Origin of the sequence: Konateibacter massiliensis, from assembly GCF_900184995.1 — a bacterium.
In the GTDB taxonomy this organism is placed as follows: domain Bacteria; phylum Bacillota; class Clostridia; order Lachnospirales; family Lachnospiraceae; genus Lachnotalea; species Lachnotalea massiliensis.
The window spans coordinates 1,779,375-1,803,777 of the sequence record NZ_LT860099.1 but is presented as its reverse complement, the minus strand read 5'-3'; the positions used below and the strand labels follow the sequence as shown (position 1 = coordinate 1,803,777).

Below are 24,403 nucleotides of genomic sequence, written 5' to 3'. Positions count from 1 at the left end.
AAGAATGGGACAGAAAGTTAATCCTCATGGCTTAAGAGTCGGCGTTATCAAGGATTGGGACTCAAAATGGTACGCTGAAGCTGATTTTGCAGACTACTTAGTAGAAGACTACAATATCAGAAAGTACCTTAAGAATAAATTATATAGCTCAGGTGTTGCTAAGATTGAAATTGAGAGAGCATCTGATAGAGTAAAAGTTATTATTTACACAGCAAAACCAGGTGTTGTAATCGGTAAAGGCGGAGCTGAAATCGATAAGATTAAAGCAGAAGTTCAGAAATTCACTTCTAAGAAGTTAGTAGTAGACATCAAAGAAGTAAAAAGACCAGACAAAGATGCTCAGTTAGTAGCTGAAAACATTGCATTACAGTTAGAGAACCGTGTTTCTTTCAGAAGAGCAATGAAATCTTCTATGTCAAGAACAATGAAGGCTGGCGTTAAAGGTATTAAGACATCAGTTTCAGGACGTCTTGGCGGAGCAGATATGGCACGTACAGAGTTTTATAGTGAGGGAACAATTCCTTTGCAGACTTTGAGAGCAGATATTGATTATGGTTTCGCAGAAGCAGATACTACTTACGGCAAATTAGGCGTAAAGGTATGGATCTACAAAGGCGAAGTACTTCCAACTAAAGGAAATAGGGAAGGGAGCGATAAATAATGTTAATGCCAAAGAGAGTAAAGCGTCGTAAACAATTTCGTGGAAGCATGAAAGGTAAAGCCTTAAGAGGAAATGTGATTTCCTATGGTGAATACGGTATTGTCGCTTTAGAACCATGTTGGATCAGATCAAACCAGATTGAAGCAGCGCGTATTGCTATGACTCGTTATATCAAGCGTGGTGGTAAGGTTTGGATTAAGATTTTCCCAGATAAACCAGTAACCACAAAACCAGCTGAAACACGTATGGGTTCCGGTAAGGGCTCATTAGAATACTGGGTAGCAGTTGTTAAGCCAGGCCGTGTAATGTTTGAAATCTCAGGAGTTTCTGAAGAAATTGCGAGAGAAGCATTACGTCTTGCAGTTCACAAGTTACCATGTAGATGTAAAGTAGTTTCTCGCGCAGACTTAGAAGGCGGTGATAACAGTGAAAATTAATAAGTATGTAGAAGGTTTAAAAGCAAAATCAGCTGCAGAATTAAACGATGAATTAGTAGCTGCTAAAAAGGAACTTTTCAATTTAAGATTCCAGAACGCAACCAATCAGTTAGATAATACTAGCAGAATCAAAGAAGTTAGAAAGAATATCGCAAGAATTCAGACTATCATCACTGAGATGTCTAAATAATTACTGGTTGATATATATCTTGGCGAAAGGAGATTAATGTTGTGGAAAGAAATTTAAGAAAAACCCGTACAGGAAAAGTTGTAAGTAATAAAATGGATAAAACAATTGTTGTAGCAGTTGAAGATCATGTTAAGCATCCTCTTTACAAGAAGATCATGAAGAGAACTTCTAAGTTAAAGGCTCATGATGAGGAAAACTCATGCAACATTGGCGATACAGTAAGAATTGCAGAAACAAGACCATTATCTAAAGATAAGAGATGGAGACTTGTTGAAGTTATTGAAAGAGCAAAATAGTATTTTGCACATATTTTAAAGGAGGTAACCTAGATGATACAACAAGAGAGTAGACTTAAAGTTGCTGATAATACAGGTGCAAAAGAATTACTTTGCATTAGAGTATTAGGCGGATCTACTAGAAGATATGCTGCTATAGGTGATGTCATCGTTGCCAGCGTTAAAGATGCAACACCAGGGGGTGTTGTAAAGAAGGGCGACGTTGTTAAAGCCGTAGTTGTGCGTACAGTAAAAGGTGCTCGTCGTAAAGACGGTTCTTATATAAAATTCGATGAAAATGCTGCTGTAATTATCAAAGATGACAAAAACCCAAAAGGAACACGTATTTTTGGACCAGTAGCTAGAGAGTTAAGAGAAAAACAATTTATGAAAATTGTTTCATTAGCTCCCGAAGTATTATAAGGAGGTGCCAAGATGTCAACGATGAAAATTAAAAAGGGCGACACTGTTAAAGTGATCGCTGGAAAAGATAAAGATAAAGAAGGCAAAGTGATTTCTGTTAATATCAAAAATAGTACTGCTATTGTTGAAGGAATTAACAAAGTGACAAAGCATTCTAAGCCAAGCGCAGCTAACCAGGCTGGCGGAATTATTGAAAAAGAAGCTCCTATTGATCTTTCTAATGTGATGTATGTTCATAAAGGAAAGGCTACAAGAATCGGCTTTAAAATTGAAGGCGACAAAAAAGTTCGTGTAGCAAAATCAACAGGCGAAGCTATCGACTAATATAAGAGAGGAGGTCGCAGACGTTGAGTAGACTTAAAGAACAATACAAAAATGAAATCGTAGATGCTATGACTAAGAAATTTGGTTATAAAAATGTGATGCAGGTACCTAAGCTTGATAAAATCGTTATTAACATGGGTGTTGGTGAAGCAAAAGATAACGCAAAGGTTTTAGATTCAGCAGTAAAAGACTTAGAGATTATTACCGGACAGAAGGTAGTTCTTACAAAAGCAAAGAAATCAGTAGCTAACTTCAAAATCAGAGAAGGTATGCCAATCGGATGTAAAGTAACATTAAGAGGCGAAAAAATGTATGAATTCCTTGATCGTCTTGTGAATTTAGCATTACCTCGTGTACGTGACTTTAGAGGTGTAAACCCTAATGCATTTGATGGCAGAGGTAACTACTCACTAGGAATTAAAGAACAGCTAATTTTCCCTGAAATTGAATATGACAAGGTAGATAAGGTTAGAGGTATGGACGTAATTTTCGTTACAACCGCTAACACAGACGAAGAAGCTCGTGAATTATTGACATTATTCAATATGCCGTTTACAAAATAGATAGGAGGGAAACTTCATGGCTAAGACTTCAATGAAGGTGAAACAGCAGCGTAAGCAGAAATTCTCAACAAGAGAATACAGCCGTTGCAGAATATGTGGTCGTCCACATGCATATTTAAGAAAATACGGAATTTGCAGAATTTGCTTCCGTGAATTAGCATATAAAGGACAAATACCAGGCGTTAAAAAAGCAAGCTGGTAAAAAACGGAAGGAGGCAACCTTAAAATGACTATGAGTGATCCAATCGCAGATATGCTTACAAGAATCCGTAATGCAAACACTGCTAAACATGATACAGTAGATATTCCTGCTTCAAAAATGAAGGTAGCAATTGCTGAAATTCTTTTGGAAGAAGGATATATCAAAAAGTTTGAAATCGTTGAAGATGGAAACTTTAAGACAATCCGTGTTACATTGAAATACGGAAAAGATAAGAACGAAAAAATCATCACAGGCCTTAAGAGAATTTCAAAACCGGGGCTTCGCGTTTACGCAAACAGAGAAGAGCTTCCAAAAGTACTTGGAGGATTAGGAATTGCAATTATCTCAACAAACCAGGGTGTTGTGACAGATAAAAAAGCTAGACAGTTAAACGTAGGCGGAGAAGTATTAGCGTTTGTGTGGTAGGCATTGAGTACTTAGCGAGCTCAAGTCTACGACGCCGAGCGAGTTTAGTACGAAAGCCGTTCCCGAGACTTAGACTATGGCAAGCCGTAAGGCGCCGACAAAGTCTTAGCCGAGCGGAACTCTAAATTCATCTCACAGCCCCCCCGGGCACCAAGATGAATTCCCCACAAACCTAAATTCTTAGCAATTTAGCAACAAAAACAAAACCAATAAACTCAATTCATTCAGAATACAGGAGGTACGGGCATGTCACGTATAGGAAGAATGCCAATCGCGGTACCAGCAGGCGTTACTGTTGATATTGCAGAAAATAATAAAGTGACTGTAAAAGGTCCAAAGGGAACACTTGAGAGAGTGTTACCAGCAGAAATGGATATCAAATTAGAGGGTACAGAAATCATTGTAACAAGACCAAGTGATTTAAAGAAAATGAAATCATTACACGGCTTGACAAGAACACTTATCTCTAATATGGTTGTCGGTGTAACAGATGGTTACACAAAAGTTCTTGAAATCAATGGTGTTGGTTATAAAGCAGCGAAAGCAGGCAAGAAATTAACATTAGCTTTAGGTTATTCTCATCCAGTAGAGATGGAAGACCCAGAAGGTTTAGATTCCGTTGTTGACGGAAACAAGATTACAATTACAGGTATCGACAAAGAAAAAGTTGGCCAATACGCAGCTGAAATCAGAGATAAGAGAAGACCTGAGCCTTACAAAGGAAAAGGTATTAAATATGCTGATGAAGTTATTAGACGTAAAGTTGGTAAGACTGGTAAGAAATAATTAAGGAGTGTGAAAAAATGGTTAACAAAAAATCAAAAACGGTAATTCGTGAGAAAAAGCATCTAAGATTGCGTAATCGTTTCAGTGGAACCACCGAAAGACCACGTTTAGCTGTATTTAGAAGTAATAATCATATGTATGCTCAAATTATTGACGATACAGTTGGCAATACTCTTGTTTCAGCATCTACTCTTCAGAAGGATGTAAAGGCTGAATTAGAGAAGACTAATAACGTTGATGCAGCAGCATACTTAGGTACTGTTATTGCAAAAAAGGCATTAGACAAAGGTATTACAACTGTTGTCTTTGATAGAGGCGGCTTCATATACCACGGAAAAGTTAAAGCATTAGCAGATGCAGCTAGAGAAGCTGGATTAAAATTCTAAGAAGGAGGAGAACAGATGAAACGTACAATCATTGATGCTAGTCAATTAGAACTGGAAGAAAAAGTAGTATCAATCAAGCGTGTTACTAAGGTTGTTAAAGGCGGACGTAATTTTAGATTTACAGCATTAGTAGTAGTTGGTGACGGAAAAGGCCACGTTGGTGCAGGCTTAGGTAAAGCAACTGAAATTCCTGAAGCTATCCGCAAAGGAAAAGAAGATGCAGCCAAGAAGCTGATCAGCGTAACTTTAGATGATAACAGCAGTATTTCTCATGATTTTATCGGAAAATTCGGCAGCTCAGAAGTGTTGTTGAAAAGAGCACCAGAAGGTACCGGTGTTATCGCTGGTGGCCCTGCTCGTAGCGTACTTGAGTTAGCAGGAATCAAGAATATCCGTACAAAATCATTGGGATCCAATAATAAACAAAATGTTGTACTTGCTACAATTGAAGGATTAAGTAAATTGAAAACTCCAGAAGAGGTAGCAAAACTTCGCGGAAAAACTGTGGAAGAGATTTTAGGCTAAGGAGGGTATTCAAAATGGCTGATAAATTAAAAATTACTTTAGTAAAGTCTACAATCGGTGCCATTCCTAAGCAGAAGGCTACTGTTGTGGCATTGGGTCTCAAAAAGCTTAACAAGACTGTTGAGCTTCCGGACAACAAGGCAACAAGAGGCATGATACAGCGCGTTAGACATTTAGTTAAAGTTGAAGAGATTTAATAAATAGAGAAGGAGGTGTCAGGATGAACTTATCAAATTTAAGCCCAGCAGAAGGCTCCAAGCACAGTGATAATTTCAGAAGAGGTCGTGGACACGGTTCAGGAAACGGAAAAACTGCCGGTAAAGGTCACAAAGGCCAGAAGGCTCGTTCAGGCGGCACAAGACCAGGTTTCGAAGGTGGTCAGATGCCTTTATACAGAAGAATTCCTAAAAGAGGATTTACTAACCGTAATACAAAAGAAATCATTGGTATCAATATCAGTGCTCTTGAAGTATTCGACAATGATGCAGTAGTTTCAGTTGAAACTTTACTTGAAAAAGGAATCGTAAAGAATCCTAGAGATGGTGTTAAGATTCTTGGAAACGGAGAATTAACTAAGAAGCTTACTGTTCAGGCAAATGCATTTAGTGCAGGTGCTGTAGAAAAAATTGAAGCTCTTGGTGGAAAAACTGAGGTGATCTAATAATGCTTGCAACACTCCAGAACGCATTTAAAATTAAAGATATAAGAGACAGAATTATATATACGTTTTTAATGTTAGTTGTAGTAAGAATAGGTTCACAGCTTCCTATTCCCGGAGTAGACAGGACTTATTTTGCAAATTGGTTTGCAAGCCAATCCGGTGACGCGTTTAATTTCTTTGACGCCGTTACCGGAGGATCATTTTTGCAAATGTCAGTATTTGCATTAAATATTACACCTTACATTACTTCCTCTATCATTATGCAGCTTTTGACAATTGCAATTCCTAAGTTGGAAGAAATGCAAAAAGATGGTGAAGACGGAAGAAAGAAAATACAAAAAATTACCCGTTATGTGACAGTTGGCCTTGCTTTATTGGAAGGCGGCGCGATGGGAATCGGGTTTGGCAGACAGGGTCTGTTGGAAGAATATAACTTTATTAATGTGGTTATGGTTATTGTAACCTTAACTGCCGGCTCAACTTTCCTTATGTGGATTGGTGAAAGAATTACAGAAAAAGGTGTGGGAAACGGTATCTCCATTGTTCTTTTGATTAATATCATTTCACGTATACCAAGTGATTTTATTTCATTGTACGAGCAGTTTGTTGCTTCCAGTTCAAGTCTTGCAAAGGGCGCGATGGCACTGCTGATTATTGCGGCAGTTGTAATTGCGACCATAGTTTTTGTAGTATTGTTACAAGGTGGACAAAGAAGAATTCCTGTTCAATATGCTAAGAAAATGCAAGGAAGAAAGATGGTTGGCGGACAATCTACTTTCATTCCTTTAAAAGTGAATACAGCTGGTGTTATTCCGATTATTTTTGCTTCTTCACTTTTACAGTTTCCAGTGGTGATTGCCTCTTTAATAGGTAAGAACCAGGGAACCGGTATAGGAGCTGAAATCCTGAAAGGATTGACGTCCTCCAACTGGGTTAATCCTAGTCAGCCAATTTACAGTATCGGCCTTTTGGTTTATATTGTATTGGTAATATTCTTTGCATATTTTTACACATCCATTACCTTTAATCCGATGGAAGTGTCAAACAACATGAAAAAACAAGGTGGTTTTATTCCGGGTATCCGCCCAGGTAAACCAACTACTGATTACTTAAATAAAATTTTAAATTATGTCATATTTATTGGAGCGGTAGGACTTATTATCGTAGCTGTTATACCGATTGCATTTTCCGGTATTTTCGGCGCTTCGGTTTCATTCGGCGGTACATCACTTATCATCATTGTGGGTGTTGTTCTCGATACAATGAAACAAATAGAATCCAAAATGGTTGTGCGCAACTATAAAGGTTTCTTAAATGACTAATCATAGGAAGTGAATTTTCCGGATAACTACAATAGTGTTCTACGGTTTATACTGTGGTGCACTATTGTAATATATGAAATGCAATGAATTTAGTTTTATTTATGAGCAATTTTTTCTAAAGTATAAATTATCCATTAAATGGTAATAATTTAATTGATTGGAGGAAATGTTAGTGAAAATAATAATGCTAGGAGCTCCGGGAGCGGGCAAAGGTACACAGGCGAAAAGAATAGCTGATAAATATCATATCCCTCACATCTCAACGGGAGATATTTTCAGGGCCAATATTAAGAATGAAACTGAATTAGGCAAGAAAGCAAAGACATACATGGATCAGGGACTTTTAGTTCCGGATGAGTTAACGGTAGATTTAGTAATGGACAGATTTAAAAATCCCGATTGTGCAAATGGATATGTTTTGGATGGATTTCCAAGAACAATCCCACAGGCGGAAAGCTTAGATGCAGCGTTGGCAGAGCTTGATCAAAAAATTGACTATGCCATCAATGTAGATGTTCCGGATGAGAATATCGTGAACAGAATGTCCGGCCGCAGAGCATGTCTCTCATGCGGAGCGACCTATCATACTGTATACATACCTACAAAGGTCGAAGGAATCTGCGACAGATGTGGGGATAAAATTGTACTTAGAGATGACGATACGCCGGATACGGTAAATAAAAGATTAAATGTGTACCATGAGCAGACACAGCCATTGATTGATTACTATACAGCAAAAAATGTATTGGTTGACGTGGATGGTACAAAAGATATGGCAGAGGTATTCGATGCCATTGTGGAAATATTAGGAGCATAAGTTATGGCAGTAACAATAAAGTCTGATAGAGAAATTGAACTTATGAGAGAAGCGGGCAGAATACTTGCTATCGTTCATAAGGAACTTGAGAAGGCAGTAAAACCGGGAATATCCACAAAGGATATTGACAATTTAGGAGAAGAAATTATAAGAAGCTACGGCTGCATTCCTTCTTTTTTAAATTATAACGGATATCCTGCTTCTATTTGCGTTTCAGTTAATGATGAGGTTGTGCATGGAATTCCCTCCAAGGACAGGATTCTTTTAGATGGGGATATTGTCAGCTTAGATGCAGGCGTAATCTATAAAGGATATCATTCCGATGCGGCGAGAACGCACGCGGTCGGAGAGATAAGTGCAGAGGCCAAAAAGTTAATTGAGGTGACAAAACAAAGCTTTTTCGAAGGGATCAAATTTGCAAAAGAAGGTAATCATCTTTTTGAGATTTCGGAAGCTATCGGAAGATATGCGGAAAGCTTTGGCTACGGAGTAGTCAGAGACTTGGTAGGTCATGGCATTGGTTCTAATTTACATGAGGATCCTCAAATACCAAATTTCAAACAGAGAAGAAGAGGCTTAAAGCTCCAGGCGGGCATGACACTTGCCATAGAGCCTATGATAAACATAGGTCGTTATGATGTAGAGTGGCTGGACGACGACTGGACCGTAGTATCAGAGGACGGTTCTTTATCAGCTCATTATGAAAATACGGTATTAATAACAACGGGTGAGCCTGAGTTATTAACCATGTATGAGAACACACTATAAAATGAGCTGCGAATGTCTAATTGCAGATACAGGAGTAATATATGGAGAGATTTGAAGTTGGTATGTTAGCTGCTTCAAAGGCGGGTCACGATAAAGACGGACTGTATGTAATAATCAGGGTTGAGAAGGAATATGTATATTTAGTAAACGGCAAAAGCCGCACTTTCGACAATCCGAAAAGAAAAAATAAAAAGCATATCCAAATCGTGAAGCATGTCGATGAAGAGTTACAGAAAAAGCTAATAGAGAACAACAAAATTCAAAATGAAGAAGTAAAACGGGTCATTAAGCTTTATTGTTTGAAAAGAATAAATGAGGTTGATTAGCCTAATAGATGTATATGGTTCAATATGCCATGGAAGGAGACGAAAAAAAGATGTCAAAGTCAGATGTTATCGAAATTGAAGGAACTGTTATTGAAAAGCTGCCAAATGCGATGTTTCAAGTAGAACTTGAAAATGGTCATAAGGTTTTAGCTCATATAAGCGGTAAGTTGAGAATGAACTTCATTCGTATTTTACCGGGAGATAAAGTTACGATAGAACTCTCCCCTTACGATTTATCAAAAGGAAGAATTATTTGGAGAGATAAATAGAAAACACTTGCTATTTATATAATATAGTGTTATAATACAAAGCGAACTTTTTTAAAGTGCCCGTGTAAAAGTGCGTCCATTAGGAGGTGCTATTGGGCTGTGCTGGAAAGGAGGATTTTACCATGAAGGTTAGATCATCAGTAAAACCTATTTGCGAAAAATGCAAAATTATTAAGAGAAAAGGAAGCATTCGAGTAATTTGCGAAAATCCTAAACACAAACAGAGACAGGGCTAATCAGACTTATTTTTGTTTGTCTACAATCCAATTGGATTGTGCATAACTAGAAGTAATTTTACTTCGAGTAATTTATTTTTTTGTGCGGCTGTAGGATGAACCACCAGGTGGTGTTGTTCAGACTAATATTATAGATTACAGACATACTTGCCTGCCTGTGATTTAGGAATGATTTTCATTCCAAATGTGCAATTAAAATGTGAGATTACTCACGGTTATTGCTTTTAATACCGGTATTTATACCGGAAAGACTGCGATCTATCTAATCGTAGTTGGATACCAATCGGTATCCCAATTAGGGACAATATTAATGACGGTAATAAAACGGACGTACACATTTCAGACATTGCAAAGCAATGGGCTACGGGAACGTTATTACTCAGAAGAAAATGGAGGAATATTCACATGGCTCGTATATCTGGTGTAGATTTACCAAGAGAAAAACGTGTTGAAATCGGTTTAACTTATATCTACGGAATTGGTAGAGTAAGCTCAAACAGAATCTTAGAAGCGGCAAAGGTTAATCCTGATACCCGCGTTAGAGATTTAACAGATGAAGAAGTAAAGAGAATCGCTGCTGTTATTGACGAAAGTCAGACAGTAGAAGGTGATTTAAGAAGAGAAATCGCATTAAACATCAAGAGATTACAGGAAATCGGATGCTACAGAGGAATCCGTCATAGAAAAGGACTTCCTGTTCGTGGTCAGAAAACAAAGACTAACGCAAGAACAAGAAAAGGTCCTAAGAGAACTGTTGCAAATAAAAAGAAATAAGAATAAGAAGAAAGTAGGTTAGTTTAAATGGCTAAAAAAGTTACCAAAAAAGTGACAAAAAAGCGTGTAAAGAAAAACGTTGAACGCGGACAGGCACACATTCAGTCATCTTTTAACAATACAATTGTTACATTGACAGATGCTGAAGGAAATGCTTTATCATGGGCAAGTGCCGGTGGTCTTGGATTTAGAGGTTCAAGGAAATCTACTCCATATGCAGCTCAGATGGCAGCTGAAACAGCTACAAAGGCAGCATTAGTACATGGTCTTAAGACAGTTGATGTTATGGTAAAAGGACCAGGATCAGGAAGAGAAGCAGCTATTCGTGCACTTCAGGCATGCGGTCTTGAAGTAACAAGTATCAGAGACGTAACTCCGGTTCCACATAACGGATGTCGTCCACCAAAACGCAGAAGAGTCTAATAGGAGGTGTAATTGAAATGGCAGTAAATAGAGTTCCTGTTCTTAAAAGATGTAGATCACTTGGTTTAGAACCAATTTATTTAGGAATAGATAAAAAATCAAATAGAGAACTTAGAAGAGCAAACAAGAAGATGAGTGAGTATGGTCTTCAGCTCAGAGAAAAGCAGAAAGCTAAATTTATATACGGTGTACTTGAGAAACCTTTCCGTAACTACTACAAAAAAGCTGATAAAATGCGTGGTATGACAGGTGAAAACCTTATGGTTTTACTTGAGACTAGATTAGACAACGTAGTATTCAGAATGGGATTAGCTAGAACTAGAAAAGAAGCTAGACAGATTGTTGACCACAAGCACGTATTAGTAAACGGCAAGAGAGTAAACATTCCTTCTTATTTAGTAAAAGCAGGAGATACGATTGAAATCAGAGAAAAGTCAAAAGGTTCTCAGAGATACAAAGATATCTTAGAGGTTACCGGTTCAAGATTAGTTCCTGAGTGGATTGATGTAGATCAGGAAAACTTGAAAGGAACAGTAAAAGAGCTTCCAAGCAGAGAAGCAATTGATGTTCCGGTAAATGAGATGCTTATTGTCGAGTTATATTCTAAATAATAAGGCTCATTTTCATCCATTGCAAGTGAATTTGTTTGCAGATTTATCTTGCATATTTACAGGGTTAAAAGACATCGTAACCTTAAAGTGCATTGCACTTTAAGGTTAATGATTTTATTTTTTTTCACCCTCAATACTATATAACCCAAAAAGGAGGGGCTTTGTAGTGTTCGATTTCGAAAAACCAAAAATTGAGATTGCTGAAATTTCAGAAGACAAAAAATATGGTAGATTTGTTGTAGAACCACTCGAGAGAGGTTATGGTACTACTCTTGGTAACTCTTTAAGAAGAATTATGCTTTCTTCTTTACCCGGAGCGGCTGTAACACAGGTTAAAATTGAAGGTGTTTTGCACGAGTTTAGTTCAATTCCGGGCGTTAAAGAGGATGTTACAGAAATTATTATGAACATTAAGAGTCTGGCTATTAAAAATAGCAGTGATACAAACGAGGCCAAAGTCGCTTACATTGAGTTTGAAGGCGAGGGTGTAGTGACAGCTGCTGACATTCAGGCTGACTCAGATATCGAAATTCTTAATCCGGAATTAGTAATTGCAACCTTAAACGGTGGAGCAGACAGCAAATTATTTATGGAACTTACCATTAATAAGGGAAGAGGTTACATCAGCGCTGACAAGAATAAGAATGATGATTTGCCAATTGGCGTAATTGCAATTGACTCCATCTACACTCCTGTTGAGCGTGTAAACTTAACGGTTCAGAACACCCGTGTAGGTCAGATTACAGATTATGATAAGCTTACATTAGATGTATTCACAAACGGAACTTTAGTTCCGGATGAAGCGGTAAGTTTAGCGGCAAAAGTATTAAGTGAGCACTTAAATCTCTTCATTGACTTATCAGAAAATGCGAAAACAGCAGAAGTAATGATTGAAAAAGAAGACAATGAAAAAGAAAAAGTACTTGAGATGAATATTGACGAATTAGAACTCTCCGTTCGTTCGTATAACTGCTTGAAGAGAGCAGGCATCAACACTGTTGAAGAGTTGACAAACAGAACTTCCGAAGATATGATGAAGGTTCGTAACCTTGGACGCAAGTCATTGGAAGAAGTTCTCGCAAAATTAAAGGAGCTTGGTCTTCAGTTGAATCCGAGCGACGAATAAAAATCGTGACAAAGTCACAGAAATGTTACAATTTATGGATAAACAGCATTTAGTTAGTAAGTCCGAAGAAGCATAACTAAATGTTCCACAAATGGAGGTATATTAGAGATGGCAAAATATAGAAAACTTGGAAGAACTTCAAGTCAGAGAAAAGCATTACTTAGAAATCAGGTTACTAACCTTTTAAACAACGGCAAAATTGTTACAACAGAAGCAAAAGCAAAAGAAATCCGTAAGATTGCTGAGCACTTAATCACATTGGGAATCAAAGAGAAGGATAATTTTGAAGAAGTAACCGTAAAGGCTAAAGTAGCTCGCAAAGATGCTGATGGCAAGAGAGTGAAAGAAGTTGTAGACGGTAAGAAAGTAACAGTTTATGACGAAGTTGAAAAGACAATTAAGAAAGATAAGCCTTCCCGCTTACATGCAAGAAGACAGATGCTTCAAGTTCTTTACCCTGTAACAGAGGTTTCTACCTCTTCAGCTGGAAAGAAAAAGAACACAAAAGAAGTAGACCTGGTTGCAAAAATCTTTGATGAAGTTGCTCCTAAGTGTGCAGCTCGTACCACTCAGGGTGGTTACACCAGAATCGTTAAGATTGGCCAGCGTAAAGGTGATGCTGCAATGGAAGTATTGCTTGAGATTATCTAATACGTGTGAAATTCGCTTAGCGAATTCGTAGTTATTATGAATAGAAAAAACCTGCCCTCAAAGGCAGGTTTTTTTGTGTCATGGTAAAAATTCACTCATATTTCTCGATCAGCTCGAACTATACTGCGAATATTTTTTCGGTGAAATTCCGACTGCTTTCGTAAATGCCTTCAGGAAGTTGCTGTAATCATGAAAGCCGCTTTTTTCACATACTTCGGTCACACTTAAGCCTACATCCAGCAGTGATTTTGCAATGCTGATTCTTCTTGCAGTCAGATACTTGTTGATTGTGGTACCCGTCTCAGCCTTAAAAATTCTGCATATATAAGACTCGCTTAGATAAAAGTTATCCGCGAGTGACTTTATCGTAAGTTCATTGTTAATATTCTTATTGATATATTCCAAAATCTCTGCTACCTGACTGTTATACTGATAGCTGTCCTTGCTCTCCTCCAAATCACACTGAACACGAAACTGGCTGTTAATCATGACAAGCAGCTCACTGAAAGCCGTCTGCTCCAAGACATCGCTTCCAAAGCCGGATAGACTTGCTATTTTATGGACATAATAGATAAAACGCTGCTGTTGTTCCTTGGTAAGCTCTATGCGGTGAATAAAGTCACTCGAGCGATGTGAAAAACAGTAGTCCAGATTGGTGGTTGTGGTGGATAACTGCTTCATATAGTCCGGGTGGATGGATATGATAATCCTCTCATGAACCATTGAGTCAATCTGGTCGATATAGTGGCTCTCATATTGGTTAATAACAAACAAATCACCCGGTCTGATTTCATAGTATTTATTGTCAATCAAAAAGCGCTTGCCGCCCGATATCGAATAATAAATCTCATAGCAGTCATGAATATGCATTGCCATCGGTTTTTCTTCATTATATAAATGTGCAATGGCAAACCGCTTGTTCTGAAGGCAGTCTGCAATCGCCTTCCTACACGAGGTAAATTCTATCACAATAATTCCCCTTTCCATAAATATTTTTGTATGCTATGGTAAATATAAGTTCATTATAGTATATAAGTTCAAGATTTTCAAGTTTTTAGCCAATAAGTGCAAAGAATTTGATAATTTTGTATGCTATACTAGAGGTATCCAAAAGATTAATCTATCAAGAGCGCACCTTTTGATAGATTAATCTCAAAACACAGAAAAGAAAGGAAGAAGAAAAATGGAACTTAGAACAGCATCATCACCAAAGGATGTAAAACATTACACGACAGACCGTCTAAGAGAAGAGTTTTTGATTCAGAACCTCTTTGTACCGGGCGAAATCAAGACAGTGTACAGCCACATTGACCGTATTATTACAGGAGCTGCTGTACCGGTGAAGCCTTTGGTGTTAACTGCAGGTGACGAGATCAGGGCAGAATATTTCTTACAGAGAAGAGAACTTGGAGTTATTAACATCGGCGGAAAAGGAACTATCACAGTAGACGGAACGGTTTATGAATTAGAGTATAAAGACGGAATATACATCGGAATGGGCTCAAAGGATATTACCTTTGCGAGTGCTGATGAGAAAAATCCGGCTAAATTTTACTTAAATAGTGCACCGGCACATAAGGAATATCCGACCGTATTAATCAAGCCAGAGGATTGTGTAACCGTAGAGCTTGGTACAATGGAAGAAGCAAACCACAGAGTCATCAGAAAATACATTCTTCCGGGACAGGTTGAGAGCTGTCAGCTTGTTATGGGTATGACATCACTGAAGCCGGGAAGTGTCTGGAATACAATGCCTTGCCACACTCATGACAGAAGAATGGAAGTATATTTATACTTTGAATTACCTGAAGATGCACTGGTATTCCATTACATGGGCGAGCCGACAGAGACAAGACACATCGTTATGAGAAATGAAGAGGCGGTTATCTCTCCAAGCTGGTCTATCCACTCAGCTTCCGCTACAAGAGCTTACACTTTTATCTGGGGAATGGTTGGAGAAAATCAGGACTTTGATGATATGGATGCCGTAGCGATGAAAGATATTCGCTAAATATTTGATTGAAAAAGCATGCATTGCTTTCAATAAATACAGGAAAATATATTTTTTCAAAACAAATTAACCAATAACTAAAATTCAAATGATTATAGGAGGAATGAATATGTCAGTATTAAATAGCTTTTCATTAGAAGGAAAAATTGCACTTGTAACCGGTGCTTCATACGGAATTGGTTTTGCAATCGCTAGCTCATACGCAGATGCAGGAGCAACCATCGTATTTAACGATATTAAGCAGGAATTAGTAGACAAGGGTGTTGAGGCATATAAAGAGGCAGGAATCACAGCTCACGGCTATGTATGTGACGTAACAAATGAAGATCAGGTAAATGAAATGGTAGCAAAAATCGAAGCTGAGGTTGGCGTTATCGATATTTTGGTAAACAATGCCGGAATCATCAAACGTATCCCTATGTGCGATATGTCAGCAGCAGATTTCAGACAGGTAATTGATGTAGACTTAAATGCACCTTTCATCGTTTCTAAGGCAGTTATTCCGTCAATGATTAAAAAAGGACACGGAAAAATTATCAACATCTGCTCTATGATGAGTGAATTAGGACGTGAGACAGTTTCTGCTTATGCAGCAGCTAAGGGCGGACTTAAAATGCTTACAAAGAACATCTGCTCTGAGTATGGTGAATTCAACATTCAGTGTAACGGTATCGGACCTGGATATATTGCAACACCTCAGACAGCTCCACTTAGAGAAGTTCAGCCAGACGGCTCCAAGCATCCGTTTGACCAGTTTATCCTGGCAAAAACTCCTGCTAACCGTTGGGGAGAGGCAGAAGATTTAGCAGCACCTGCTGTATTCTTAGCTTCTGATGCTTCAAACTTTGTAAACGGACATATTCTTTATGTAGACGGCGGTATCTTAGCTTACATCGGAAAACAGCCTCAATAAGCAGAAAAGTTTGGGCGAATTGCCCCTTGACATTTGAACGCTACTTTGATATTATATTCACACAAAAGGGAGTAGCTAGTATCCTTTCAGATATGTACGATGTCGTCAATACGATTGCCAGTGAGCAATCCGTATCGTAACTAAGTAGCAAGACTTTTGTTGTAACGTAGAAACGTGCAACATAGGTTTTGCTACTTTTTTATGTGCTGGGAAGTTTCCATGAATTTCCTATGATAAAAAGGCATATTTGGTTATGATAAAAAAGACATTTGTGCAATTCCTGTTGCAGAAAAAATGAGGAGGTCACTTATGAGTGAGTTTTACCGAAAAGAAAAAGAGGAAGTGTTAAATACGCTTGGAAAAGGTGGGAGCGGATTAACAACAAAGGAAGCAGAGCAATTACAAAGTGAAAAGGGCTTCAATGAGCTGGTAGAAAAAGAGAAAAAATCTGTTGTGCGAATATTTTTAGAGCAGTTTGCAGATTTCTTGGTTATCATACTGATTGTTGCATCTATTATTTCAGCATTTTTAGGAGATGTGGAAAGTGCGCTTGTAATCGGAATTGTTATTACGATTAATGCCATTCTCGGAACCGTGCAGCACCAGAAGGCAGAAAAGTCATTAAATAGCTTAAAGCAGTTATCGGCACCACATGCCAAGGTTCTTCGAAATGGGGATACGGTTATTCTTCCGTCAAGGGAAGTAACGGTAGGCGATGTTGTATTACTGGAGGCAGGTGACTATATTTGTGCGGACGGTAGAATTATTGAAAATGCCAGCTTAAAAGTAAATGAGAGTGCACTGACAGGGGAAAGTCTTGCGGTGGATAAGCAGGATATTCAGATTGCAGAGGAAGTGCCTCTTGGCGACAGAATCAACATGGTTTATTCCGGAAGCTTTGTAACCTACGGAAGAGCAAAATTCCTTGTTACAGATATTGGAATGGATACAGAGGTTGGTAAGATTGCAACACTGTTGAAAAACACGGCAGAGAGAAAGACTCCGCTTCAGGTAAACTTAGATCAGTTCGGCAAAAAGCTTTCCATCGGTATTTTGATTGTCTGTGCATTGATTTTTGGTATGAGTGTTATAAAGGGAGACCCTATTATTGATGCATTTATGTTTGCGGTAGCTCTTGCGGTAGCCGCAATTCCAGAGGCATTAAGTTCCATCGTTACAATTGTTCTTGCGTTCGGTACGCAGAAGATGGCAAAGGAACATGCGATTATCAGACAGCTGCAGGCGGTAGAAGGACTTGGAAGTGTATCCGTTGTTTGTTCGGATAAGACCGGTACCTTGACCCAGAATAAAATGACAGTTATCAATATTTTTGAAAATAACGCAAATAAATATGTAAAAGATATAACATTTGATTTGCCGCTTGAAAGAAAACTGCTGACCTACAGCTTGCTCTGTAACGATGCAACTCATGTGGATGGCGTTGAAATTGGAGATCCGACCGAAATCGCACTCGTTGATTTGGCAGAGCGCGGAAACAGTCAGGGTGTGAAGGAATTAGGAACCGTAACCGAAGTCAGAGAAAAATACCCTCGTATCTGCGAGATACCGTTTGACTCTGATAGAAAGCTTATGACTACGGTTCATCAGATAGAGGGAAAGACAGTCAGCATCACCAAAGGCGCTGTAGACGTTATTCTTGAAAAGACCGTAAGCATTGAGGTAGAAGATGGTGTTCGTGCCATCACCGAGGAAGACAAAGAAAATATATTGCGCATGAATCACACCTATTCATCTGAAGGGCTTCGTGTTCTTGCGTTTGCTTATCAGGAAATTGAGGCAGAGCAAGCATGTAATGTGAAGGAAGAGAGCATGACCTTCTTGGGTCTGACCTCTATGATGGACCCGCCGAGAGAAGAATCACAGGCGGCTGTTGCAGAATGTAAGATGGCAGGAATTCGTCCGATTATGATTACGGGTGATCACAAGATAACGGCTGCGGCTATTGCAAAGCAGATTGGTATTTTGGGTGAAGGCGATAAGGCAGTGGAAGGTGCTGAGATTGAAGGTCTCTCCGATGAAGAGCTCATTGATTTCGTTGAGGATGTATCGGTATATGCCAGAGTATCACCGGAGCACAAAATTAGAATCGTAAAGGCATGGCAGGACAAAGGAAATATTGTTGCTATGACCGGTGATGGTGTCAATGATGCACCGGCATTGAAGCAGGCAGATATTGGTGTTGCGATGGGAATCACCGGAACAGAGGTAGCGAAAGACGCAGCGAGTATGGTACTGACGGACGACAACTTTGCGACTATCGTAAAAGCTGTGGAAAACGGACGAAACGTATACCAGAACATTAAGAAGTCCATTCAGTTCCTCTTATCCGGAAACACAGCAGCTATTTTAGCTGTTGTATATGCCTCCATTGTTGGACTTTCCGTACCGTTTGCACCGGTGCATTTGTTGTTTATCAACCTGCTGACAGATAGCTTACCGGCGATTGCACTCGGATTAGACCCTCACTCTATGGACGTTATGAAGGAGAAGCCGAGACCTAAAAATGAGTCAATCTTGACGAAAGACTTTTTACTTGCAATTTTATCCGAAGGTTTTGTAATCGGATTGATGACAATGACTGCGTACTACATCGGTTTAAACAACGGTACAGAAGCGACAGCAAGCACGATGGCATTTGCCACACTCTGCTTGTCTCGTCTGGTTCACGGTTTTAACAGTAAGTCCAAGAGAGCGATTTTGTTTAAAAAGGACATTGTGAATAATAAGTATTTATTCGGTGCGTTCTTCCTTGGCTTCTTATTACTGAATTCCGTACTTTTAATACCTGCATTGAGTTCTGTATTTGAGATTGCTCCTCTTACTTCAAATCTGTTGTTTACAATTTATGGACTTTCACTTGCAAACCTGTTTATTATTCAGGCAATGAAATGGGTGAAGACGAAGATACAGGGAAATTAATCAGAATTATTTTATGACATACGCCGCATAAAAGGCGAAATAGAAGATGAGTTACAAAAAAAGAACCTGCTGCAAATCGGAAATTGATCTGCAGCAGGTTTTTTAGGTTCACCTCGCGGCAAGGTATGTTATCTTATTGAATTGCTATCTGTAATGACTCTCCCACAGCAGTAAGTCTAAGGCGGTAAATACTATGTTTCCAAGCGGTTTGAAGCCGCTTATCCGTAATAGGTATCTCTTCTGCCTCAATTGAACAGGCACCTTCAACTGTAACAGAGCCAAGATCTCCAATTAAAATATAATCATTTGACTGTACAACGGGTTTTTCATAGGTCATCAGGTTTAATACAACGCTGTCACAACCCTCCCAGCAGTCTTGTACAACGATTTTTTCATCTCTTATAAGGGAAACGCTTCTTTTATAGTATTTTAAGCTCTTGAGCGGATAAGCAGGAGCTATATCCATTGAGATGGAGGCTTTGTCAGCTTCAATGGAGGGCATAACATCAATCGCCCGGTATTTCTCGCCGTTTTTCTGCATCACGCCATCGATTTCCGGCAGGTTGTGGTAGGAGGACTGCATCGTCCATATCTCATAGCGCTCCGGCGAAAAGGTTTTTTTGCTGTAGCTTTCCACGCCGACATCAATCAACATAGGCCTTCCGCGTTTGTAGACGGTAAAGCTTCCGGTGTCATTGTGATTGTGGCTGTCATTATTATCACCCGCTTTTACGGCTAGGCAGGTAGAAGCATCATGTACCTTAAATATCCCCACGCTCTCATAATAAATGTCCTCGCGTAAAATATCCCCCTCTGTATCGTAGGAGAGAATTTCCTCTGCCGTAACGGCTGCCTGCATGCGGTAGAAAAGATTGATTTCCTGCGGCAGAAGCGTATTTTCATCTGCCTTGTAGTCCTGCGCCGCAAACTTCATAAGCTCAGTATTTTGGATGCGCTTTCCAAAAAGAAATTCCCGAACTCCGGCACGTCCGGCAATCGGAGAGCAGTCCGCAAAATTGATATAATATTCTCCATCCACATGAACATTTAGAATGTAGGAAGCAATATTTCTGATTTTGGTATTAAAATAAAGTTTTGAAAAATAGTCGCCGCTGACAGAGTTTAATACCTCCATCGTATTAAACAGGCAAAGTCCTGCATGGCGGTAATACTGAGCGCCCTCATCACAGCAGCCGTCGTCTCCGTAATCCTTTAGAAAATAATCAACACTCTTGCATGCCTTTAAAAGTACTTCCTGTTTTCGGGTGGGTGATAAGCCAGAGAGAAATGCGGCAATCAAAATGTTCTGGGTACACCAGATAGTCCAGTTGCACATTGGTTCCTTGCCATTTCCCATCCACCAAAAATGACAGGTAAAATACGGTGCAAAAATTCTTTTATCCAACTCATCTGCAATTCGTTTTGTAATAACAGGACTAAAGGCATCGAGCTTATCTGCCAGCAGATAGGATAAGGTGGCAAGCAAAGCACCCGTTTCGCAGGCAAACAAGTCTAAAACAGGAAGGGAAGCATCGGGCAAAAGAAGCTGTGGTGTATCCCTGATATAGCTGTTATGTGCAGGAAGCTGCCAGCCGCTCTCCTCGCAGAGTGAAAAAATGCCATTGACGATATCGTCCATGAACCGACCTGTGTTTTCCACACGTTCTGCCATGACAAGAGCATTTAACGCCCTTCTTTTGTTGAAATATATCTCCTCATAATCCACACGGTTTCCTGTGCGGCTAAAAGCCATAAAGGAGGTGGCAGGCAACCCTTCGAAACAAAAGTCCGCATACTTCTCGCCAAGATGAATCAGACGTTTCTTTAATGCAGGGGAGAGTAGTTCCCATTCCGGCCTTTTTTTCACTGTTAAAAAAGGTGAAAACTCTGTAAGCTGTTTGTTGTATTGTAAAGCAAGCTCATAAAACATGAATCAATTCCTCCTAGTTATATTTGCTGGATAAATTCTCTTGGTGATATGCCTTCCACCTTTTTAAATACCTTGCTGAAATAAAATGCGCTCTCAAAGCCTAACTGGTCTGCTACCTCGTAAACCTTCAAATTCGAATCCTTCAAAAGCACCTTTGCCCGCTTAATTTTGGTTGTGTTTACATAGTCCGTAAAGCCAAGTTCAGAATTCTTTTTAAATAAGGCACTCAGGTAGTTCGGGCTGATGCCAAACACGAAAGCAATATCATTTAAGCTTAGTTTTTCCTCGATGTGAGAATTAATATATTTTTGAACATTGAGGATAATGTGGTTTTTGTAGGAGGACTTTCTTTCCTGCAAAATATTGCACAGTCCGTCTTGAAGTCTGGTCAGCCATTCAATGACCTGCGGGACGCTCTTATAGCGGTAAATACAGCGGTAGCCGTCCGGTGTGTCCGAAAATATTTCTGACACGATATTTTCGCCTTGCGGCAGAAGTGAGATGGCAAGGTATAAAATATTGCAGGCGGCATCAATTGCCTGTAAATAGGCAGCAGGATAGGCAGCAAACAAATCACATAGCTGTGAAAAGATATGTTGCAGAGACTCCGTATTCATCTCCTCAAACGCCTCGATGATATCTTCCTTAAAAAGAGCGATATTGAAAGCATTTTTGATTGGTGCGTCATCTAATATCTTATCAAAGAAGAGAATCGGACTTCCTTCATCTGCATAGGAGGAAATCTGTCTGGCGTCCTGATAGGAGTCCGCAATCATAAGAATAGAATCATAGACCCGTCCGACGCTTGCATGCACCGTTACATTAAAATATTTATAAACCATCTCAGAACTGTTTTGAAGAGTATCATAAATCATTTCAGTTGCCTCAGAATTATTGTTAGGCAGCAAAAAGATAAAGCAAAAGTGTTTCATATCAAGCGAGATAAGATGACATTCCATATGTTTATGGGCAATTTCCTTCATCATTTGCAGCGTGCTGTCATAAAGGTTTGACTGCTGTGCAGCTGCCATGCCCTCCGTGTCAAATCCGTTTATCTTGCAGTAGCTGACGGCAAAATAAGGCGCATGCAGATTGATGTTTAAATCCTTTATACGAAGCTCAATCTCCTCCTTGTCCGAAAAGAGGTTGTGGAGCAGACGGATAAAAAATTTATCTCGCAGCACGTCAATGCTTGGCAGTTCCAAATTAAGCTCCTCCATATGAGAGAGTTTCGTAATGTGATTGAGCTTTTGGAGTGCCTTCTCAATCGTCTCAGTCAGGATCTTGGCATCTAACTCAAGTTTGACGAGGTAATCGAGAACCTGATATCTGATTGCCTCCTTAATCAGGGCAAATTCTTCATAGCTGGTCAGGATAATAAACAAAGGCAGCTCCTTGTGTCGTTCACGACATTTTTGTATAAGCTCCAGACCGTTCATCACCGGCATTTTGATATCCGTCAGAACAATCTCCGGTGCAAATTCCTCAATATAGGTGAGCGCTTCCTGCCCATTTCCGGCAGTGCCACATATATTGATGCCAAAATCGCTCCAATTCAGCATAGATTTAATTCCGATTTGCACAAGTGGTTCATCATCAACAATTAATAAATTAATCATTTATAAACTCCTTTCGGATGTCGTATAAGGAAGCCTGATATGCATTTTCGTATACTCCCCCGGTTTACTGGTTATAGTGATTCCGTAGCTGCTGCCGAATTCATATTGAAGCCGACGGTTTACATTGCTGATTCCGATTTTCTTAAAAAAATCGGAGGTTATATTGTCAACCTCTAAATAAAGGCTTTTTTCAATCTGTTCCTTTGTCATGCCGACACCGTTATCCATAATAAAAATGTCAATTTTATCTGCATAGTCAGTTGTTATGGTAATTGTTATTTTGCCTGTTCCGCCCTTTGGCTCAATGCCGTGAAACAGCGCATTTTCAACAAGAGGCTGCAGAGTAAAGCGAAGTATTTTATGAGGGTAGACAGCCTCATCGATGTTGTACTCCATGGTCACGGCGCCGCCGTAACGATACTGCTGAATCAGAAAATAGTCCTTTAAGAGAGCAAGCTCTTCCTCTATTGTGATAAGCTGTGTCGTCCCCTTGGAAATGTTCTTCATGAGTCTTGCGAGTGCCGTCGTCATCTCTGCGATGCCCTCCGCCTGCTGTATCGTCGCCATCCATTTAATCGAATTCAGTGTATTATAGAGAAAATGCGGGTTAATCTGGCTCAGCAAAATCTGATATTCCAAGTCCTTTTGCTGCTTTTCATCCTCAATCCTCTTATCCATGAGCGCGGTGATATCCTGCGACAGACGATTGATTCCTCTTCCGATTTCCCCAAGCTCATGCTCCCATTCAATAGAAGAATCATAAGTGAAATCTCCCTTAGAGATGGCGGCGAGCTTTTTCCTTATCTTGCCGATCGGTTTGTTAATCGTGCGGTTAAAATAGAGCAGCAGAGCAAAACCAAGTCCCATCAGCAGAAGTAAAATAAGATAGATAAAGAAATGGTAAAACTGTCGTTGCTGATATAGTTCTGCCTTTGAAATGCTCTGGGATAAATACCAGCCCTTTAGCAAGGAGGGGCTTGAGACAATCGTGCGGTCTTTGGAGTCAGTTGTATCAGCGATGTAAACAAGTGTGTCACGGCTGTTTGCAACGTTTTCCAGAGACTTTTTTATAGCGAAGGGTTCAACCGATGTAATCGTATCATCCTTAATTTGGTAGACATTATCCGCTATCGTGATATAGAGCGAGCTGCCCTCCGGTAAATTATATTCTGTAAAATAGTCCGTAATGATGTCGGCGGATATTCCCAAGTAGACCCAGCCGACAACCTCAGTGCCATGCTTGTCTAAAATAGGGCGTACAATCGGAATGATTTTTGAATTTCCCCGGGTGTAGGAGGTAAAAGGATTATCTACGATGCCAATCCATTGAAAGCCGTCGTTTTCAAGCAGAGGATTAAAAAAACTGCTTTCTTTTATAATAGCGGCGGCATCCATTGTGCTGCTTGAGACGGTGGATACAAGCTGCAGGAATTTTCCATTATTTTTGGAGATGACAACCCGCTCAATGTATTTGTATGCTTTGGTATTTCGGTACTCCTCGCTCAAACGGTTAAAGGTGGACAAGGAGATGGATTTATCGTCCTCCTCATCGAAGGTGAGATAGGAGTTAATCACATCGTTTGAACAGCACCATCTTGCAAAATAGATAAGCTGGTTTACATCATTGGATACGGAGTCCGATACGAACTGCAAATTAAATTCTGTGGAGCGGACTAAGTTTTCCTGCAAAAATGCCTGAAAGATATAAAAAAATACAGATACAATCAAAATTGATATAAGCAAAGCATATGTAATCGTAATTGTAACAATACGTGCTTTGATGGAAGTCAGATGTTTTTTGAACATAG

The 24,403-nt window shown here is 39.4% G+C and carries 32 protein-coding genes; 28 read left to right on the top strand and 4 right to left on the bottom strand.

What is annotated here, in order from left to right; all coding sequences use genetic code 11:
• The first annotated feature begins 4 nt into the window (after positions 1-4).
• The 25 genes from rpsC (at position 5) to CTY48_RS14000 (ending at position 13,182) form a co-directional block, all read left to right on the top strand.
• Entirely contained in the window at positions 5-661 is a 657-nt protein-coding gene (gene rpsC, locus CTY48_RS14120) for a 30S ribosomal protein S3 (protein ID WP_099469113.1), read from the top strand.
• Positions 661-1,098, top strand: coding sequence for a 50S ribosomal protein L16 (rplP, locus tag CTY48_RS14115; RefSeq protein ID WP_099469112.1), 438 nt, complete (start codon positions 661-663; stop codon positions 1,096-1,098). Before rpsC ends, rplP begins: the two co-directional genes overlap by 1 nt.
• Entirely contained in the window at positions 1,088-1,288 is a 201-nt protein-coding gene (rpmC, locus tag CTY48_RS14110; RefSeq protein ID WP_099469111.1) for a 50S ribosomal protein L29, read from the top strand. Before rplP ends, rpmC begins: the two co-directional genes overlap by 11 nt.
• A 41-nt stretch (positions 1,289-1,329) precedes the next feature.
• Entirely contained in the window at positions 1,330-1,584 is a 255-nt protein-coding gene (rpsQ, locus tag CTY48_RS14105) for a 30S ribosomal protein S17 (RefSeq protein ID WP_099469110.1), read from the top strand.
• Between the two features lie 33 nt (positions 1,585-1,617).
• The gene (gene rplN / locus CTY48_RS14100; protein WP_099469109.1) at positions 1,618-1,986 is read left to right on the top strand and encodes a 50S ribosomal protein L14; all 369 of its coding nucleotides are present in this window, start codon (positions 1,618-1,620) and stop codon (positions 1,984-1,986) included.
• Between the two features lie 12 nt (positions 1,987-1,998).
• Complete coding sequence (gene rplX, locus CTY48_RS14095) at positions 1,999-2,310, top strand: 50S ribosomal protein L24 (protein WP_099469108.1); 312 nt, start codon at positions 1,999-2,001, stop codon at positions 2,308-2,310.
• Positions 2,311-2,333: 23 nt separating this feature from the next.
• The gene (gene rplE / locus CTY48_RS14090; RefSeq protein ID WP_099469107.1) at positions 2,334-2,873 is read left to right on the top strand and encodes a 50S ribosomal protein L5; all 540 of its coding nucleotides are present in this window, start codon (positions 2,334-2,336) and stop codon (positions 2,871-2,873) included.
• Between the two features lie 16 nt (positions 2,874-2,889).
• Positions 2,890-3,075, top strand: a complete 186-nt coding sequence (locus CTY48_RS14085; RefSeq protein ID WP_094377154.1) for a type Z 30S ribosomal protein S14 — start codon at positions 2,890-2,892, stop codon at positions 3,073-3,075.
• Between the two features lie 24 nt (positions 3,076-3,099).
• The gene (rpsH, locus tag CTY48_RS14080; protein ID WP_099469106.1) at positions 3,100-3,501 is read left to right on the top strand and encodes a 30S ribosomal protein S8; all 402 of its coding nucleotides are present in this window, start codon (positions 3,100-3,102) and stop codon (positions 3,499-3,501) included.
• A 246-nt stretch (positions 3,502-3,747) separates the two neighbouring features.
• Positions 3,748-4,287, top strand: a complete 540-nt coding sequence (gene rplF / locus CTY48_RS14075; protein WP_099469105.1) for a 50S ribosomal protein L6 — start codon at positions 3,748-3,750, stop codon at positions 4,285-4,287.
• Between the two features lie 17 nt (positions 4,288-4,304).
• Positions 4,305-4,673 carry a 50S ribosomal protein L18 gene (rplR, locus tag CTY48_RS14070; RefSeq protein ID WP_099469104.1) on the top strand — a complete coding sequence of 123 codons (369 nt, stop codon included), beginning with the start codon at positions 4,305-4,307 and terminating at the stop codon, positions 4,671-4,673.
• 15 nt (positions 4,674-4,688) lie between these two features.
• On the top strand, positions 4,689-5,198 hold the full coding sequence (rpsE, locus tag CTY48_RS14065; protein WP_099469103.1) for a 30S ribosomal protein S5: 510 nt from the start codon (positions 4,689-4,691) through the stop codon (positions 5,196-5,198).
• A 14-nt stretch (positions 5,199-5,212) separates the two neighbouring features.
• Positions 5,213-5,395 carry a 50S ribosomal protein L30 gene (rpmD, locus tag CTY48_RS14060; protein WP_099469102.1) on the top strand — a complete coding sequence of 61 codons (183 nt, stop codon included), beginning with the start codon at positions 5,213-5,215 and terminating at the stop codon, positions 5,393-5,395.
• 23 nt (positions 5,396-5,418) lie between these two features.
• On the top strand, positions 5,419-5,859 hold the full coding sequence (gene rplO, locus CTY48_RS14055) for a 50S ribosomal protein L15 (RefSeq protein ID WP_099469101.1): 441 nt from the start codon (positions 5,419-5,421) through the stop codon (positions 5,857-5,859).
• Positions 5,860-5,861: 2 nt separating this feature from the next.
• Positions 5,862-7,181, top strand: coding sequence for a preprotein translocase subunit SecY (gene secY, locus CTY48_RS14050; protein WP_099469100.1), 1,320 nt, complete (start codon positions 5,862-5,864; stop codon positions 7,179-7,181).
• Between the two features lie 172 nt (positions 7,182-7,353).
• Positions 7,354-7,998: an adenylate kinase gene (locus CTY48_RS14045; protein ID WP_099469099.1), complete on the top strand. Its 645-nt coding sequence runs from the start codon at positions 7,354-7,356 to the stop codon at positions 7,996-7,998.
• A gap of 3 nt (positions 7,999-8,001) precedes the next feature.
• Positions 8,002-8,766 carry a type I methionyl aminopeptidase gene (map, locus tag CTY48_RS14040; RefSeq protein ID WP_099469098.1) on the top strand — a complete coding sequence of 255 codons (765 nt, stop codon included), beginning with the start codon at positions 8,002-8,004 and terminating at the stop codon, positions 8,764-8,766.
• Between the two features lie 41 nt (positions 8,767-8,807).
• Positions 8,808-9,092: a KOW domain-containing RNA-binding protein gene (locus tag CTY48_RS14035; protein WP_099469097.1), complete on the top strand. Its 285-nt coding sequence runs from the start codon at positions 8,808-8,810 to the stop codon at positions 9,090-9,092.
• Positions 9,093-9,142: 50 nt separating this feature from the next.
• Complete coding sequence (gene infA, locus CTY48_RS14030; RefSeq protein WP_099470173.1) at positions 9,143-9,361, top strand: translation initiation factor IF-1; 219 nt, start codon at positions 9,143-9,145, stop codon at positions 9,359-9,361.
• Between the two features lie 122 nt (positions 9,362-9,483).
• Positions 9,484-9,597 (top strand): 50S ribosomal protein L36, encoded by a 114-nt coding sequence (gene rpmJ / locus CTY48_RS14025; protein WP_003497809.1) that lies wholly within the window; start codon positions 9,484-9,486, stop codon positions 9,595-9,597.
• Positions 9,598-10,002: 405 nt separating this feature from the next.
• On the top strand, positions 10,003-10,371 hold the full coding sequence (rpsM, locus tag CTY48_RS14020; RefSeq protein ID WP_099469096.1) for a 30S ribosomal protein S13: 369 nt from the start codon (positions 10,003-10,005) through the stop codon (positions 10,369-10,371).
• Between the two features lie 27 nt (positions 10,372-10,398).
• Positions 10,399-10,794, top strand: coding sequence for a 30S ribosomal protein S11 (rpsK, locus tag CTY48_RS14015; RefSeq protein WP_027296203.1), 396 nt, complete (start codon positions 10,399-10,401; stop codon positions 10,792-10,794).
• Between the two features lie 17 nt (positions 10,795-10,811).
• Positions 10,812-11,405: a 30S ribosomal protein S4 gene (gene rpsD / locus CTY48_RS14010; RefSeq protein ID WP_099469095.1), complete on the top strand. Its 594-nt coding sequence runs from the start codon at positions 10,812-10,814 to the stop codon at positions 11,403-11,405.
• A 166-nt stretch (positions 11,406-11,571) separates the two neighbouring features.
• Positions 11,572-12,531 (top strand): DNA-directed RNA polymerase subunit alpha, encoded by a 960-nt coding sequence (locus tag CTY48_RS14005; RefSeq protein WP_099469094.1) that lies wholly within the window; start codon positions 11,572-11,574, stop codon positions 12,529-12,531.
• Positions 12,532-12,639: 108 nt separating this feature from the next.
• Positions 12,640-13,182 (top strand): bL17 family ribosomal protein, encoded by a 543-nt coding sequence (locus tag CTY48_RS14000; protein ID WP_099469093.1) that lies wholly within the window; start codon positions 12,640-12,642, stop codon positions 13,180-13,182.
• 108 nt (positions 13,183-13,290) lie between these two features.
• Here the strand turns inward: CTY48_RS14000 and CTY48_RS13995 are convergent, their stop codons facing one another.
• Positions 13,291-14,151 (bottom strand): helix-turn-helix domain-containing protein, encoded by an 861-nt coding sequence (locus tag CTY48_RS13995; RefSeq protein WP_099469092.1) that lies wholly within the window; start codon positions 14,149-14,151, stop codon positions 13,291-13,293.
• Between the two features lie 214 nt (positions 14,152-14,365).
• Between CTY48_RS13995 and kduI the strand changes: the two genes are divergently transcribed.
• The 3 genes from kduI (at position 14,366) to CTY48_RS13980 (ending at position 19,046) form a co-directional block, all read left to right on the top strand.
• The gene (gene kduI / locus CTY48_RS13990; protein ID WP_099469091.1) at positions 14,366-15,193 is read left to right on the top strand and encodes a 5-dehydro-4-deoxy-D-glucuronate isomerase; all 828 of its coding nucleotides are present in this window, start codon (positions 14,366-14,368) and stop codon (positions 15,191-15,193) included.
• A gap of 109 nt (positions 15,194-15,302) precedes the next feature.
• Positions 15,303-16,106 carry a gluconate 5-dehydrogenase gene (locus CTY48_RS13985; RefSeq protein WP_099469090.1) on the top strand — a complete coding sequence of 268 codons (804 nt, stop codon included), beginning with the start codon at positions 15,303-15,305 and terminating at the stop codon, positions 16,104-16,106.
• 309 nt (positions 16,107-16,415) lie between these two features.
• Entirely contained in the window at positions 16,416-19,046 is a 2,631-nt protein-coding gene (locus tag CTY48_RS13980) for a cation-translocating P-type ATPase (protein WP_099469089.1), read from the top strand.
• 133 nt (positions 19,047-19,179) lie between these two features.
• Here the strand turns inward: CTY48_RS13980 and CTY48_RS13975 are convergent, their stop codons facing one another.
• Genes CTY48_RS13975 through CTY48_RS13965 form a run of 3 tightly spaced genes read right to left on the bottom strand, consistent with a single transcriptional unit; the run spans position 19,180 to position 24,401 of the window.
• On the bottom strand, positions 19,180-20,976 hold the full coding sequence (locus CTY48_RS13975) for a heparinase II/III domain-containing protein (protein WP_099469088.1): 1,797 nt from the start codon (positions 20,974-20,976) through the stop codon (positions 19,180-19,182).
• Positions 20,977-20,993: 17 nt separating this feature from the next.
• Entirely contained in the window at positions 20,994-22,595 is a 1,602-nt protein-coding gene (locus CTY48_RS13970) for a response regulator (RefSeq protein ID WP_099469087.1), read from the bottom strand.
• Entirely contained in the window at positions 22,596-24,401 is a 1,806-nt protein-coding gene (locus CTY48_RS13965; RefSeq protein WP_099469086.1) for a sensor histidine kinase, read from the bottom strand.
• Positions 24,402-24,403 lie beyond the last annotated feature (2 nt).